The organism is Kitasatospora sp. NPDC087861, assembly GCF_044742585.1.
Taxonomy (GTDB): domain Bacteria; phylum Actinomycetota; class Actinomycetes; order Streptomycetales; family Streptomycetaceae; genus Kitasatospora.
In genome coordinates, this window is sequence record NZ_JBIUUS010000019.1 from 1 (window position 1) to 15,828 (window position 15,828).

The 15,828-nt window shown below is 69.0% G+C and carries 7 protein-coding genes; 3 read left to right on the forward strand and 4 right to left on the reverse strand.

All coding sequences use genetic code 11. The annotated features are described in order from the left end of the window. The 3 genes from ACIOJE_RS25375 to ACIOJE_RS25385 all read right to left on the reverse strand — a co-directional run. Positions 1–145 (reverse strand): helix-turn-helix domain-containing protein (locus ACIOJE_RS25375; protein ID WP_400779247.1); only part of this gene is annotated, 145 nt, incomplete at its 3' end. Positions 146–491: 346 nt separating this feature from the next. Next, positions 492–872, reverse strand: coding sequence for a hypothetical protein (locus ACIOJE_RS25380; RefSeq protein WP_400779054.1), 381 nt, complete (start codon positions 870–872; stop codon positions 492–494). An 87-nt stretch (positions 873–959) separates the two neighbouring features. Beyond that, positions 960–8,912 carry an RHS repeat-associated core domain-containing protein gene (locus ACIOJE_RS25385; RefSeq protein ID WP_400779056.1) on the reverse strand — a complete coding sequence of 2,651 codons (7,953 nt, stop codon included), beginning with the start codon at positions 8,910–8,912 and terminating at the stop codon, positions 960–962. A 578-nt stretch (positions 8,913–9,490) separates the two neighbouring features. Between ACIOJE_RS25385 and ACIOJE_RS25390 the strand changes: the two genes are divergently transcribed. The 3 genes from ACIOJE_RS25390 to ACIOJE_RS25400 all read left to right on the forward strand — a co-directional run bounded on the left by ACIOJE_RS25390 (position 9,491) and on the right by ACIOJE_RS25400 (position 15,262). Next, positions 9,491–13,264: a ricin-type beta-trefoil lectin domain protein gene (locus tag ACIOJE_RS25390; protein WP_400779058.1), complete on the forward strand. Its 3,774-nt coding sequence runs from the start codon at positions 9,491–9,493 to the stop codon at positions 13,262–13,264. Between the two features lie 178 nt (positions 13,265–13,442). Continuing rightward, a complete protein-coding gene (locus tag ACIOJE_RS25395) occupies positions 13,443–14,198 on the forward strand; it encodes an SDR family oxidoreductase (RefSeq protein WP_400779060.1) in 756 nt (251 codons plus the stop codon). Further along, a complete protein-coding gene (locus tag ACIOJE_RS25400) occupies positions 14,195–15,262 on the forward strand; it encodes an S-adenosylmethionine:tRNA ribosyltransferase-isomerase (protein WP_400779062.1) in 1,068 nt (355 codons plus the stop codon). Before ACIOJE_RS25395 ends, ACIOJE_RS25400 begins: the two co-directional genes overlap by 4 nt. A gap of 15 nt (positions 15,263–15,277) precedes the next feature. Here the strand turns inward: ACIOJE_RS25400 and ACIOJE_RS25405 are convergent, their stop codons facing one another. After that, positions 15,278–15,682: a nuclear transport factor 2 family protein gene (locus tag ACIOJE_RS25405; protein ID WP_280685103.1), complete on the reverse strand. Its 405-nt coding sequence runs from the start codon at positions 15,680–15,682 to the stop codon at positions 15,278–15,280. Between the last annotated feature and the right edge of the window lie 146 nt (positions 15,683–15,828).

Below are 15,828 nucleotides of genomic sequence, written 5' to 3' on the forward strand. Positions count from 1 at the left end.
CAACCGACCGCTCCGACACTCGCAACGCGGCAGCGATCTCCCTGTTCTTCTCCCTGCCCTCGAAGCGGACCACGGCCTGAAGCCGGATCCGCTCCCGTGCGGCCCTCTCGGCGTCGGTCAAGCCGCCGCCCTGCGCGTACCTCACTGAACCACGGCTACCGGACCCGAACCCTCGCTGTCAGGCGAACGGCCCGACTTCACTCATTCAAGTTCAGTAGTGCCGTCAAGACGCCATGAAGCCCTCCCCGGAGCCGTTTCAGGGAGGGCTTCTGATCGTCTGGAGTACAGGTGCTCGGCTCAGTATCTCCGCACGAGTTGTGTACCAGAACCGGGGTGGACCCTGCCGGGACATAGTGCTTTTCAGGCGCCATGGCGGGAGCTGCCCGAAAAACAGGTGTTAAATTCCGTCTAAATAGCACCAAATAGCCACGCAAGCTAAATCGGGCCCCGCCGAAGCCGAGTTCGGCAGGACCCGATGAAAATACCCAATGCTACTCCGTGAGCATGCCCTCCTCAATCAAGAGAAGCTCAGACCGACTCAGCTCAGGGGGAGTCCAATTCAAGGATTCAGCATGACCGACAAAGCTCTCCGGGAGCGCGATATTGTACTTGCGCACATAGTATGCGAGGTCACCCGGCCACATCCAGACACCGTCGGTGATGATCGCCAGGCTACCCGCATCATGCTTTTCGTCACTCAGAACATCGAACACCCTCTGTCCGGTAGTTGCCAGTACCGCCCCCTGCTCCAGGTAGCCAGCGATAAGACCCTTTATCCGGGCGTCACCTTTTGCTACGCAATCCAGCAAGGAAGGCCCGCCCGCGTCTCCGTGTGGAAATTCCCTGAAGAATCCCAAGTTTTCAACGGTCACTGCATATCACTTCCCTCGATGCACCGATTAAACCCCGAAGCCCAGGGTACGGCACGCCTCTCCGCACCCCGGAGTCGTGCAACCATCCTACGTTCCGCCACCCGGCCTGAAGAGCGTCCACATGTCAGGAGACTGGCTCAGCTTGAATCGAGATGGCCCAACCCAGAGATTTCCGCTCGAGAATGCCCAAAGCGTATCCTTTGGCGCCAATACATTGACACCCAGCTTATTTGCCAAGTTCTGGGCAAATGACCCACCAGGCGCACCGGTAGAACATGCACAGAGGCGAATGTTCCCGCCCGGATAACTCGGATCCCGGACCAACCTATTTGCAAGCCATCGGTTATCGTATTGCGCACCAGTGGGCGTTGGCATTACCGAGTTTGGCGTTCCATGAATTACCACATCATGGAATCCATCAAGTGGCTCCGACTTCTCATGTCCTATAGCGAACGGATCATCCGAATCCATGTAATTCGTTCGCTCGCCACAGTTGTGCACCAATACCGGTGAATTGCCCGCGAGCACATAGTACGTGTGGAGGTCAGTGATGGTGAGGTCGTATGCGGGCTGGGGGGCAGTGTCGTGGTTCCTCACCGTCAGGACGGTGATGGTTCGGTTGTCTGCTGTGCGGACTTCGTCGCCAGGATGCAGCTCTGAGGCGTTGGTCCAGCGCTGGGTAGTTTCGTCCCAGAACGGGTGGTGCTGGGTGCTTGTGAGGTTCTCTACCTTCCCGGATTCGATAGCAGAGCTATTGGTCTGGAACGCCAGGTCGGTGAAGTGCTCGTCATCCGGCGTGCGGATTGTGTGGGCGACGGGCCTGGGTTCGGTGGTCCCGGTGGTCGGGTCCGTCGCCTGGACCTGGTCGCCGGTCCGGACGTTCTCAATGGCCTGGGTTGTGCCGTCTGCCATGAGGACGCGTGTGCCTGGCGGGAAGCTGTGTGCAACGTCGGCGAGGGCACTGGTGATGTCGCACGCCACGTTCGCAGCGGTGTTGACCGCGTCAGACGCCTTTGCAAGCTTATCTGCAGTCTTTGCGGCCTGTCCGAGGAGACGCTCACCGGGTATGACGCCCGCGAGATTCTTGGCGGCGTCCAGGTACTTGCCGTCGTAGACATCCATGACGGTGCTGCCAGCGGCGCCGATGACGTTCAGTCCGGGGAAGTACTGGGCAGTCTCAAAGCCCTCCCGGATGGCGTCCTTGAGTGTTCCTCCGTGATAGATGGTGAAGACATGGTTGCCCGTGTAGTTGGGGTGGTCCTTACTGCCGCTGAACGGAGTCCAGTAGGCCTCGGTCCAGGACCCGTCGCGTTCGAGCTTGAACGTCTCGGTGACGACGTCGCCCTTGTCGGTGTAACAGGCGTTCGCACCGCCGCACACACCCTCGGGACGAAGGCCGCCGGGGTCGCTCAGGTTGACGGGGTCGTTGTTGCTGTAGGAGTAGCCGTTCCACTGCTGGGGGGCGGCCGCGTCGAGGATGGGGTCGGGGCTGATGAAGCGGCCGGTGGTGGGGTCGTATTGGCGGGCGCCGAGGTTGGTGAGGCCGGTGGTGTCGTCCTTGGTGCCGCCGACGAAGCCCTTGGTGCCGGCCCACGCGGACGCAGCGGGCTGGTTGCCGCGGGGGTTGCCGAAGGGGTCGGTGTCCCGTCGGGTGACCGTTTGGGCGGCGTCGGTGTTGATCTGGACGCTGTTGGTGCCGTGGGGGTCCGCGGCCTGGATGAGGACGGTGCCGCCGCCGATGGGGGCGGTGACGCGGGTGTAGGTGAGGCCGCCGGGTGCGCTGATGGAGCGCACGTTGTTCATGGTGCCGGTGGCGGTGTCGAGGGTGAGTTCGTCGGTGGGCAGGAACAGGGTGGTCTTGCCGGGGCTCCGGCGCAGGAGCGGGTTGCCGTCGGCGTCGTAGAGGTAGGTGGTGGCGCCGGCCTGGCCGGTCTTGCTGTAGGAGGCGAGCTTGCCCTCGCCGTTCCAGGCCAGGGTGGCGGTGCCGCCGGTGTCGGTGACGGCGGTGGTGTTGCCCGCGGCGTCGTACTGGTAGCCGACGGTCTTGGGGCCGCCAGGGGTCGTGGTGGTGGAGGTGAGCAGGGCGTGCGGCCCGCCGGTCCCGCCGCCGGTGTTGGGTGCGGTCGTGGGGGTGTTGGTGCTCCCCATGGGACGGAAGGTCTGCGTGGTGCTGCTGCTTGCGCCGTTGCCGGTCGCGATCGTGGACCAGGCCGACCACCACTTGGTGGTGCCGTCGCGGGTGGTCTGGTTGAGCTTTCCGGCGCCCGCGACGAGGACCTTGAGGTCGGTGCCGGAGCCGGCCGCGCCGATGGCGCTAAGCGGGGCTGTCTGGCCGGCCTGACCGGCGACGTCGCCCCACTTGGACCAGGAGCCCGCGCTGTCACGTACGACGTGCCAGGGCTTGCCCTGGGCGAGCGCGACGACCTGGAGTCCGTCGTTGGTGGTGGCGAGGGCGAGTTGGCCCTGGCCGGTCTGGGCGCCGGTCAGGGCGCCGGTGACGCTGTAGACGTCGCCCCAGCCCTGTGTCTGCCAGTTGCCGTCGGGCGTGCGGACGGTGTGCCAGAGCTTCCCGCCGGCGCCGACCATGATCTCCAGGCCGGAGGCGGTGGCGGAGGCGGCGATCTGTCCGGCGGAGGACAGGGGGCCGACGACGCTGTAGACGTCGCCCCAGCCCTGTGTCTGCCAGTTGCCGTCGGGCTTGCGGACGGTGTGCCAGAGCTTCCCGCCCGAGAAGGTGAGGACCTCGAGGCCGGAGGCGGTGGCGGTCAGGGCGAGTTGGCTCGGCTGGTTGAGGGAGCCGACGACGGTGGAGACGTCGCCCCACTTCTGCCAGCGCCCGTCGTCCTGCCGAACGGTGTGCCAGATCTTGCCGTCGGCGACGGCCATGACCTGGAGTTGGCCGTTGCTCACCGCGGCCGAGACGGCGGTGACGGTCGGCAGGGTGCCGGCCTGTGCCATCAGGTCGGTGTACTGCGAGGACGTGCCGTCCTTGCCCTGGGAGCCGAGCCAGAGCGCGCCGTTCGCGAGGGCGACGGACCACGTCCGGGCGGCGTCCGAGGCGTTCGCGACCTGGGTGATCTGGTTGGTGTCGAGCGGAGCCGAGGACGTCGACCCGTGCTGGGTGAGGCTGGTGCGGTTGCCGGTGGCGTCGTAGGTGTAGTCCTGCCAGTACGGCGACGGGCCACCGACGGTGTCGGTGCCCGATCCGGTCGGGGCCGGGCCGGTGGCGTTGTCGCAGCCGCCGATGCCGGGAACCTTGTCGGAGCTCCCGGTTCCCTGCTTGACGCCGTTGCTGTCGGTCCAGTCGGCGGTGGTGTGGGTACCTCCCAGGTCGGTCCAGGCCCGGTTGAGCCGCCCGAGGTAGTCGTACGTGAAGCACTGGGTGTCGCGGGCGGCCGCGTTCTGCAGGTTGGTGACGGAGGTGATCCGGCCGGACGGCGTGTAGGTGTAGCTCGTCTGGTCGAGGGAGACGGTGCCGGCCTGGCGGTAGGTGAAGTTGTTGATGGCCCGCCCGGTGGCCCAGTCGTACTGCTGGAGGGAGACCACCTGGTTGCCGTACTCGCCCACCGTGGTGCTGGTGGGCCTGGCAAGGGCGTCGTAGGCCATCCTCGCCACGATCGGCTTGTCACCGTTGGTGGTTCCGGAGGTGAAGAGCAGACCCGTGATCGTCTGCATGTAGCCGATGGTCTCGGCTGGCAGGCCGCCCGCGGCGGGAATGTTGACCCGCCTCAGGTCACCGCGAACACGCGAGTAGGAGGTGGTGGTGGTGTAGGTCGTGGCCAGCGCGTCTTCGGCTGCCGGGACAAGCCCCGCCGGCTTGTCGGTGGACTTGGGCACCGTGACGGAGGTGCCCAGCGATCGGTAGGCGGTGTCGTAGCCGGTCACGGCCTTGGTGTAGGCCGCGCCGTCGGCTCCGCCGACGTAGCGGGTGGAGGAGGTCGGCTGGCCGTTGGCGAGGCTGTCGTACTTCCAGGACGCCAACTGGTTCGCGGGGGCGACGCTCCCGTTGTACAGGCCCGTCTTACGGCCGAGCAGGTCGTAGGTGTAGGAGAGGGTGCTGCCGTTGGCGTCGGTGGTGTGGTCGACGAGCGAGTTGACGTCGTAGATCGTCCGGGTCACGCCCGTGTCCGGGTCGGACGCGGTGACCTGCCGTCCGCGCAGGTCGTACTGGTAGGTCCAGTTGTTGCCGCTGCTGTCGGTCCGCCGGGAGGCGAGGCCGCCCGGTGTGTAGCCGTAGGTGGTGATGTCCGCGTCTGCGGGGTTCCCGGTCGCGGTCGCGGTCCGGTACTGCCAGGCGGCGGCGGTACGGCCCCGGGCGTCGGTCACGGCCGAGGTCGGTGTCGCACCGGAGGGCGGCGTGACGTCGGTGCGGTCCGTGCCCACGTACGCCGTCGAGGTGGACCACTGGACGTTGCCGTACGACCGGAAGTCCGAGCGGACGACGCGGCCCATCCCGTCGTAGGTGGTCGCCGTCTGGCTGGGAATCTGGCCATCCTGCAGATCACCGTTGGGCGTCGCCACGAAGACCGACCGGCTCGGGAAGGAACTCGCCTCGTAGTACGGGGCATTGGTCTTGATGACCCAGCCGTGCGAGTCGTAGACGGTGTCGGTGATCAGGCGCCCGCTGGGGCGGGCCGCGCTGGTGCTCTGCGTCTGACGCGGCCGGCCCAGGCCATCGAGGATCTCGATGGTGGTGGAGTAGGTGGCGGCGTCTTCGTTGATCGAGTCGGTCGTGACGGCGGCGGGTTTGTCGCCGGTCATGAAGTAGCTGAACCTCTTGCTCGGCAGTTCACCGGTGGGCCGGTCCGGTGCCCACACCGCGGTGATGCGGCCCAGGGCGTCGTACTGTGCCGTGGTGACGCGGCCGTTGATGTCCGTGCTGGTCAGCGGTGAACCGCGGGCCGGGTCCTGCGTGACGGTGGTGGTCCAGCCGGCCCCCATCGGACCGGTCGTCCGGAGCTCGGTGGGCAGGGCACCGGAGGCGGGGGTGCGGGCGACCGTCGTGACGGCGGGGGTGACCGAGGGGCCGCTCAGCTGGGAGCCGTCGCGGTTGTAGGTCGATCCGTCCGTGGTCGCGCTCGTCAGACCCCGTCCGTAGGCGTCGAACGTCGCACTGGTGGTGTGGACGTAGACGGGGTTGCCGCTCTGGTCGAAGTGGTCGAGGACCTGACTGCTGGTCGGATCGCCGACCGTTCCGGCCGAGCCGAAGGCCTTGCCGTCGTAGAGGGTCCGGCTGCCGGAGATCGTGTTAGCGGCCGTGGGCGCGGGTCCGCAGGGTCCCTGGATGGTGATCTGCTCGATGGCGAGGCCGAGCAGCTGGGTGGCTCCCTGATCGGCGTACCTGGTGGTCATACAGGTCTCGGGCGTGGCGGCGGTGCCGTCGCCCTTGTCGTCGACCTTGATGACGCGGTTGCCGAACTTGGGCTCGGTGGTGGTGACGACGGTGGTGGTCCGCGGGCTGCCGTCGGCCAGGGTGGCCTTGGTGACGGCGATGCTCTGGGAGTCCGCGTAACGGGCGTAGATCATCGGGGCGCCGGCGCTCTGGGCGTGCTTGGCACTGACCTCGCCGGGGGCGGGGCTGGCGATGCTGCCGGACACGCTCTGGACGGCGCCGCCCGTCTGGTCGAACACCTCGGTGGCGAGGACCTGGCCGCTCCGCCAGTTGTCGTCGGGGACGCTTCCGCCGAGGGGGTTCGCCACCTGCACACTGCGCTGCTTGTTGTCGGCGAGGTAGTCGCCGTCCATGCCGCGCAGGTAGGTGACCTTCTGCTGGGTCTTCGGCGCCTCGCCCGTGAAGGCGCTGCCGGTGGTGATGGTCACCGACTGGTAGCCGCGGAACTGGTCCCAGGTGCGGGTCTTGGGGTCGACGAACTCGGCGTCGTTGCGGTGCCAGGCCGCACCGCCGGCGTCGTAGGAGTACTCGGTGGTCTTGACGAGCGGGGAGGCTCCGGTGACGTCCTGTTCGGTGACGGTCTGGACGAGCGGCTTGTTGAACCAGTCGTTCACCGGATCCTTGGACGATTGGCCGGGCAGGTACCACTTGACGGGCATACAGGCCATCGTGTTGCGGTCTTCGGAGGCCGGCATGCGGTTGTTGTTGCGCGAGCACGCGGGGGAGCTGTAGATCACGTTGATCCGCCCGCCGGTCTCGGTCGTGAGCCCCGTGAGGCGCGGGCGGTTGAACATCAGCCCCGTCAGCGTGTTGCCGTCGACGCGGTTCTCCATCGGGTCGTACTTGAACTTCACCGTCGGGAGGTTCGCGACCTCCGCTTGGCCGTTGCTCGGGAGGCGCTGGATGGAGTCGAGCTGGAGCAGGCGGCCGGTCATGTCACCGGGATCGGCGAGGGTCTGATTCAGCTTCCAGGTGTCGACCGTGCGGTACGCGGAGTCCACCAGGACCTGGGTGGTGAGCTGGGCCAGTCGCTTGGTGGTGAAGAACGTCGGCGCCGCGGTCGTGCAGGAGTTGTCGGCGCATATCTGGTCGACCGGCACGTCCGGCCAGGCGAGGGGGTGGCCGGCGCGCTGGTCGGCGGTGCAGCTGGGAGTCAGCTTCGCGTCGCAGCGTTCGTCCTCCTGGAAGAGGATCTTCGCTGCGGGCTTGAGGGTTCCCTTGGCAGCCCGCTGCTCGTCCAGGCGCTGGCCGTAGCCGATCTCCTTGACGTAGCCGGCCCGCTGGTAGTCCGTGACGGTGCCGTTGCCGCCGTTCTGCGCGCGGCCGCGGCTGTACTTGTTGGTCTCGGTGGCGTACTTGTAGGTGGTCAGGTTGCCGTGGGAGTCGACCACGTAGTCGAGCTGCCAGCGCCAGGCCATCTGGCACCACGAACCGGTTCCGGTGGTCTGGTTGTAGCAGGGGTCGCCGCTGTTCGGCGAGTACACCGGTGTGGTGAGGACGGAGTTGGCGGCCGGGTCGGTGCCGTCGCCGTCGGGAAGGTGGTTGCGCCCGAAGTAGTACTGGGTGCCGTCCGGCGTGGTGATCCGCCAGTACTCCATGTCCCGGTAGTCGGTGTCGCCGGCGGCCTTCGGGGCCCCGGTGAGCTGTTCGACCTTGGAGCCGTCGTCGCTCTGCAGGTGCCAGTTCTTGCCTTCGTCATCCCACACGATGGTGCCGGAGTGGCCGCCGAGCGACAGGGTGGCGTTCTGGCCGCCCCAGCACTGGTCGGCGGAGCCAGGGATGCCCGCCTTGTCGCAGCCGCGGTAGGAGCGTTCGACGTACCCGGGGTCGTAGTCCCAGCCGTCGCCGATCCACGACGGCTGGGCGTTCGTCGCGGAGGTCTTGCCGTCGACCGCCGCCGAGTTGTAGTTCAGGCCCACGGTCGGAGCGGCGCCGCCCAGGGTCGGCGGGACCTGGATGGGGTAGTTGTAGGTGAAGTTCCCCGTGTTCGTCCCCGAGCTCCACGCCGCGGAGGGCGCGAGCGGGGTCGCGGCGTAGTTGCCCAGGGGGCCGTTGGGCGCGGGCGCCGAGGCGAGCAGGAGCGCCTGGCTCGGGCTGGTGCCAGCGGGCGCCGCCTGGACGCCGTCAGCGGTGAAGGAGGCCTTCACCGTGCCGTTCTGACCCGCACTCGCCGGGGCGGCCGTGGAGGGCAGGGTGACGTCGGCCGTGATCTGGCCGTCGCCGTCGAGCCTGGAGGGGACCGGTGTCTGGGTGCGGCACTCGGGCCGCTCCGGGGTCGTCAGCGCACAGGCCGGCAGTGCGACGAGCCCGGCGCGCTCCGACCAGCCCGACGCCTGAAGGGCGTTGAGGTCCAGCGTCACCGTGGCCGTGCGGCCGCCTGTGGCGGCGGGCGCCTCGGCGTCGGTCAGGGCGACGACCGGCGTGGTGACGCCGGCCGCCTTGGACTTGCCCTGGTCCGCCACCTGAACGGTGACCTTGTGGGCGCTCTCGCCGGTGCCGGTCCCGGGGGCGACCCGCACCGCCAGAGCGCCGGCCTTGGCACCGGTCGCCCCGCCCGAGGCTGGCGAGGCACCGCCGCTTGCGGAGCGCGCCGCCTTGGCCTCGGCGCTGTCGGCGCCGATCACGACCGTCTCGGTGCCCGTGACCACCGGTGCCGCCACCTTCGAAGACCGGCTGACCGGCTGGGCCGCCGGCTGGGCCGGGGGCACCTTGAGGTCGTGGCCCGTGACCGGGACGGTACCGTCGCCCGACGGACCGTTCGGCGGAGTCCAGACTTTCCCTTCCGGCTCGGGGAACGTCCACGCCGCCGCCGGCGGCACGGAGACTCCCGCCATCGCCAAGGCGACCATGGTCGCCACCGCGGGCGATCGCCAGCGGCCTCCTGCTCGTCTTCCAGCCCGTTTGCGGGCAGGCCAAAGCCCCACTGGGAACAGCACCTCAATCAATGTCGACACGACGTCATATGGACAGACTTGTCCGATGATCGAGGTGACGATAGGTGACGGCCCGACCGCGTAGCCAGGTTGTTCGACCACCATGCATGAGATGTTTATGAACTCTTGATCTACCGATCCGGCGCTTTTCGGACATGTCCGCACAAGCCGTCAACTCGTTTGACCTTCCCGCACGTCAGGGCCCATCGTTCCGACCCGAACGTCACCCCGGTGACAGGCCCTCAATGCGGAAGGATCACAGAATCGACATGTCTCTCATTTCACGTCCCGCCGTGCACACATCACCGGCACCGTCCATACGCCGCCGCACCACCCGGCTGACCGCGCTCGGAGCAAGCTGCGTCCTGAGCCTCGGGCTACTGGCCATGCCGACCACGGCTGCGGCCGACACCGCCCCGTCCACCACCCATGGGCCGGTCGGCGGAGTGCCGCCGCTGGTACCGACGTCCCCCGCGCCGCCGCGCACCCCGGTCCAGCAGGTGGTGATCGACGCGATCGCCAAGGCCAAGTCGGCCGGCCAGCCCGTCGTCGTCGACGCGATGACCGACGAGGCCTCGAAGACCGTCGCCAACCCCAATGGGACGCTGACCACCACCGACAACGCCCAGCCGGTCCGCACCAAGCGCGACAAGGGGTGGACCGACCTCGACGCCACGCTGAGGTCGAATCCGGACGGCAGCATCGGTCCGGCCGTCGCGAGCATTCCGGTGGCGTTCTCCGGCGGCGGTGGCGGACCGATGGCCACCATCTCCACCACGGACGGTAAGACGCTCTCCGTCGGCGCCCCGTTCGCCCTGCCCAAGCCGACGCTGAACGGTGCGACGGCGACCTACCCGAACGTCCTGCCCGAGGTCGACCTCCAGTTGACCGCGCTGCCGGTCGGCGGCTGGCGCGACGTGATCGTCGTCCACACCCCGCAGGCCGCCGCCAACCCGGCGCTCAAGAACCTGCGCTTCCCGATCACAGCCCAGGGGCTGACGGTCGCCTCCGACGAGCACGGCCGCATCGATGTCAAGGACGACAGCGGCGCCGTCCGCTTCCGCTCGCCCGCGCCGCTGCAGTGGGACTCCTCCCGATCGACGTCCGGTTCCGCACTGGCCGCACCTAAGAGCGTCAAGGCCGTTGCCCCTGCTGCAGCCCCGGCAGCCGACCCGCAGCCTGCCGCCGGCGCACCGTCAACAGCGGAGGCACCCGGAGACGGTGCGAACGTGGCGCTGATCGGCAGCAAGGTCTCCGGCGGAGCCATCGAGCTGACCCCTGATCAGAACGCCCTCGGATCCGGCACCGGGCCCTGGTACCTCGACCCGACGCTCACCATGGTGACTAGCTCCACTGAGGGATCGGTCGAGGTCCAGGAGAACCACCCGGGCGCGCCGAACCACAACAAGAAGACCAACCTCTCCACCGGCTACTGCGGCTACCGAAGCAGTGATCCGAGTCTGGACTGCAACCCCCTCGGTCGTCAGCGCGCCTACTTCCAGTTCAGGATCAACCCGGCGATCTTCACCAAGGTCTCCGGCGCCGAGTACCCACCCACCGTGTTCACCTCCACACTCAACGGCCAGGTCACCTCGGCCGCCAGCCCGAGCACTCAAACCGAGCTCGGCGTCTACTGGGCCCCGCGCGGCATCGGAGACGATACGACCTGGGATAAGCAGCCCTGCGGCACAAACGGCAACGTCGTCATGGAAGGCTGCTCCTTCGTCGGTGGCCAGACCATCACCGGCACCGGGCCGCTCACCGTCGACGTCACCGATATCATGAAGCAGGCGGCGTCCGGCACCTGGCCCACGTGGACCATCGCGATCGCACCCCGCGCCACCGAGTGGGAGAAGCTCTACCGCCACGCCATCGCCAGCAACCCCGGCATCGTCACCAGCTACGACATCACCCCCACCGTCTGGCACCCGCGTACCAGCCCCGGCCCCGGCTTCGCGAACACCGGGACCACGGCCGAGTGCAACAGTGGCGGCGCCCACCCGTGGGACAACCCCGGCTGGGTCGGCAACAACCTGAACGTCTACCTCACCGCCAACAGCTACTCGCCGGCTGGGCAGTCCCTCTACACGGGCTACATCATGTGGGACGACAGCGACCCGAACTTCCACCTTGAGCAAGGAAGTTGGGGTGGCTCCTACAATGATCCGGCAGCGTCCGTCCCCGTCGGTTCACTGACCGACGGCCACCAGTACGGCTGGCTCGCCCGAGCCACCGACACCTACCTGACCTCGCCCAACAGCGCGTGGTGCTACTTCCGCGTCGACCGGACCAACCCGCGCGTCAGCATCAGCTCCACCGACTTCCCGCCCTCCGGAACGCCCAACCCGAACCCCGTCAAGTACATGAACGACCCGGGGACGTTCAGCATCAACGCCGAAGACCCGGCCCCCGGCCCGGGCCTTCAGGCCTCCGGCATCGCCTGCGTGCGCCTGAGCACCGACCCCACCCCGGTCGTCGGCTGGCAGTGCAGGAACGGTGAGACGTGGTCTCCCGGCGACGGCCCCTACCGCTACCAGCCGCGCAAGTGGGGCATCAACACCCTTTACGCCTGGGCGATGGACAACGCAGGCAACTACAGCCAGCCTGCTGTCTACAACTTCTACGTCCCCTGGAAGCCCGGCACCCAGCCGCTGTTCGGTGACGTCGACAACGACCAGAAGCCCGACATCCTCACCGTCGACAAGAACGGCGATCTGCGGATCATCGGGGGAATCGTCGACCCTGCCGGCTCCCTCGTGGCCCCGGCGGCGACGGCGCCCGGTGCCACGGAGTACAACACCACCTGGTCGGACTTCCAGCTCAGCCATCACGGCGCCGTGACGGTCGGACAGGCCGATGTCGACCAGATTGTCGCGCACTACTCCAAGGACGCGGCCACCAAGCTGAAGGAAGCCCTCTACGTCATCCCCAACGACGGAACGGGCCGCTTCGACAAGTCCGCTCCCGTCTCGCTGACCCGGCCCAGGACCTGCTCGACGTACGGCACGGGGGCCCAGTGCCCCGACTACACGTCGGCCGTATGGAGCAACATCTCCCAGGTCGTGGCCATGGGCACCCCTGAAGGCGAAGCCATCGGGGGCGAGCCCAAGAACCCGGACCACAAGATCATGATGTCCCGGACCTCCATCCTCACCGTGGAGAAGAACAGCCTGTACCTCTACCAGGCCGACGGTGAACTCGGAAACCTCAAGGACACGGCAACGCTCATCCCCACCCTGTCCGGCAGCTGGGCCGACTACGAGATCCTCAACCCCGGAGCCGCCAACGGCACGACCACCAGCCCCAAGGCCGGATCCTCGCCCGTCAACCAGACCACCATCTGGGCCCGGCACCGCACCAACGGCAACATCTACGCCTACGCCCTCGGATGGAACGCCGACGGGACCGTCGACTACTCCACCCTCACCCACCCCGACACCGGATTCCTGATCCTCTCCGGAGCCGACTGGACCACTGCGGCCCAGCCCCGGGTCGGCGCCGCGGACCTCAACAACGACGGCCTCCCCGACGTCTGGGCCATCGACAACAACAACGCCATCACCGTCTACCCCGGCAAGAGCAAGACGGGCACCGCCAACAAGGTCGACGGCTTCGACCCGATGCAACTCCTCGGCTACGCCGACGCCGGCGTCTCCATCCGCTCGAACAGCACCGGGCTCTGCGCCGACGCCGAGAACGGCCCCCGCAACGGGGCGGACGTGGCCGTCTACGGCTGCTGGCCGACCGCCAACCAGCGCTTCAACTTCGTCTCCGACGGCACCGTCCGGGCCGGTGGCTACTGCCTGTCCACCAAGGACAACGCCCTCGCCGACGGCACTCGCGTGATCCTCTCCGACTGCGACGACAAGACCGGCCAGAAGTGGAACGTCCGCCCCGACGGCCGCATCTACCTCCCCGCCACCGTCGACGCCGCCACCAGCCCCGCCGGCAAGTGCCTCGAACTCCCCGGCTGGGCCACCGCCCAAGGAACCCGCCTCGGCATCTACAGCTGCCCGGGGCTCCAGGCCAACCAGCAGTGGACCCTGTACCCCGAACACACGCCCTGACGGACCGCACCACCTGCGCCCCTGCGGGCGTGGCCCCCGGCCCGGGGCGGGGCGACACCACGCCCCTCCCCGGGCCGGCGCGTATCAGTTCCTCCCGGCGGTCTAGGCCCAAGGGACGAGCGGGTCCCGGTTCCGGCGGCCGATCCGCCGCCGTCTCCGGCGGGGGGATGGTGGGGGCATGAACGCAGCACAGCACACCATTCCCGCCCCCGCCCCCGTCGCCGTGGTCACCGGTGCCTCCCGGGGGCTCGGCCTGGCGCTTGCCCGGGCTCTCGCCGCCGACGGTTGGCGGCTGGTGATCACCGCTCGTGGCGCGGCCGAACTCGCGGCCGCCGAGGCGGATCTGGCCGCCGTGACCGAGGTCGTCGCCCTGTCCGGGGCGATCGTCGACGACGACCACCGTGCCCATCTGGCCGAGGCCGCCGACGGGCTCGGCGGCGCGAGCCTGCTGGTGAACAACGCCGGCACGCTCAACGGCGCCGCCGCCCCCGGGGCCGAACCGCTGCCCCGGCTGGCGGACTTCCCGCTGCCGGACCTGCTGGAGACCTTCGAGGTCAACGCGCTGGCGCCGATCGCGCTCACCCAGCTCGTCCTGCCGCAGCTGCGCGCCCGCGCCGGCGCCGTGCTCAACATCAGTTCGGACGCCGCCGTGGTGCCCTACCTCGGCTGGGGCGGGTACGGCGCCAGCAAGGCGGCGCTGGACCTCGCCACCGCCGTACTCGCCCGCGAGGAGCCGGAGTTGCGGGTGTGGGCGGTGGATCCGGGCAACATGCGCACCCGGATGCTGCAGGAGGCCGGCCCCGGCAAGGACATCTCCGGCGAGCCGCTGCCCGAGGAGGTGGCGCCGGTGTTGCTCGGCCTGCTCCACGACCGCGCCCCCTCCGGTCGCTACCGCGCGGAGGAGCTGGCGGCCGCGGTCCGGGGTGGGCGGTGACCACGCTCACGGAGCTCGGTCTTGACGTCACCGTCCCGCCCGAACTCTCCGCCCGGGCACCGGCGGAGGCGCTCGGCGGGGCGCGGGACGGCGTCCGGATGATGGTCGGCCGGCGCGATCAGGGGAGTGCGGAGCACCACCGCTTCACCGACCTGCCCGAGGTGCTGCGCGCGGGCGACCTGCTCGTGGTCAACAACTCGGCCACCCTCCCGGCCGCGCTGTCCGGCCGGTTGCCCGACGGCACGCCGGTCGCGCTGCACCTGTCGTCCGCGCAGCCCGACCGGCGAGGCGCCCATCTGGTCGAGGTGCGGCGGGTGGTGCCGGGGCAGGCGGCCGCGTACTACCCGCCGGCCGAGTCGCCGGCCGGCCCGGGCCTGCGGGTTGCGCTGCCCGCCGGCGGTGCGGCCGAGCTGGTGGCGCCGTTCACCGCCCGGCTCTGGTACGCCCAACTCACCCTACCCGCACCGCTGTTGCCCTATCTGGAGCTGCACGGCAAGGCGATCAGGTACGGCTACGTGGACCGGGACTGGCCGATCGCGGCCTACCAGACGGTCTTCGCGACCGCCCCCGGAAGCAGTGAAATGCCCAGTGCGGGGCGGCCGTTCAGCGCCGAGGTGGTGGCCCGGCTGGCGGGCCGCGGGGTGCTGGTCGCGCCGGTCACCCTGCACACCGGGGTGGCTTCGCCGGAGGCGCACGAGGCGCCGTACGCCGAGTGGTTCCAGGTCCCGGCGGCCACCGCCCGGCTGGTCGGGCACGTCCGGGCGGGCGGCGGTCGGGTGATCGCCGTCGGTACCACGGTGGTGCGCGCCCTGGAGTCGGCCGCCGCGCCGGACGACACCGTCCAGGAGGCCGACGGCTGGACGGAGTTGGTGATCACGCCGGAGCGCGGGGTGCGCGCGGTCGACGGTCTGCTCACCGGCTGGCACGAGCCCCGGGCCTCGCACCTGCTGATGCTGGCCGCCGTGGCCGGGCGCCCACTGCTGACCTCCTGCTACCGGGCGGCCGTCCGACACCGCTACCTCTGGCACGAGTTCGGCGACGTGAACCTGCTGCTGCCGGACTGACCGCGCAGGCATCGTTCAGGCCAGCAGGGTCCGCGCGACGTGGTCGGTGTCCAGGTACTCGCGGACGGCGGTGATCCGGCCGTCCTCCACGGTGAAGACGCCCAGGCAGTGGTTCTCGTACGCGGCGCCGTTGGCGGCGGTGCCCTTGGTGGTCCACTCGGCGACGGCCTGCGGGCCGTCGGCGAGCACCTGGGTGAGGGTGATCTCGGGCAGACCGTCGGGGGCGAAGAGGGTGCCGACCCGGCCGAGGAAGTCGCCGAAGATCTCCTGCTTGCCCCGCCAGGTGCGGGACAGCGCCAGGTCTCCCGGGTAGGCCCAGGTGGCGTCCTCGGCGAACAGCGCGATGGCGGCCTCGCGCTCGCCCGCGGCGAGGAAGGTGACGTAGTCGGTGACGACGGTGCGGGCGTCGCTCTGCTGCATGATGACTCCTCCGGTGCGGCCGGTCGGGACTGTCCCGCCGTGGCACCAGGAAATCCGTTCGGTGCCCGGACCGGCCAACAACCGCACCGCGCGAGCGACAACCAGCCGTTGTGATCGCAGGTCGGGATGCTTGGTAGCAGGTAGCA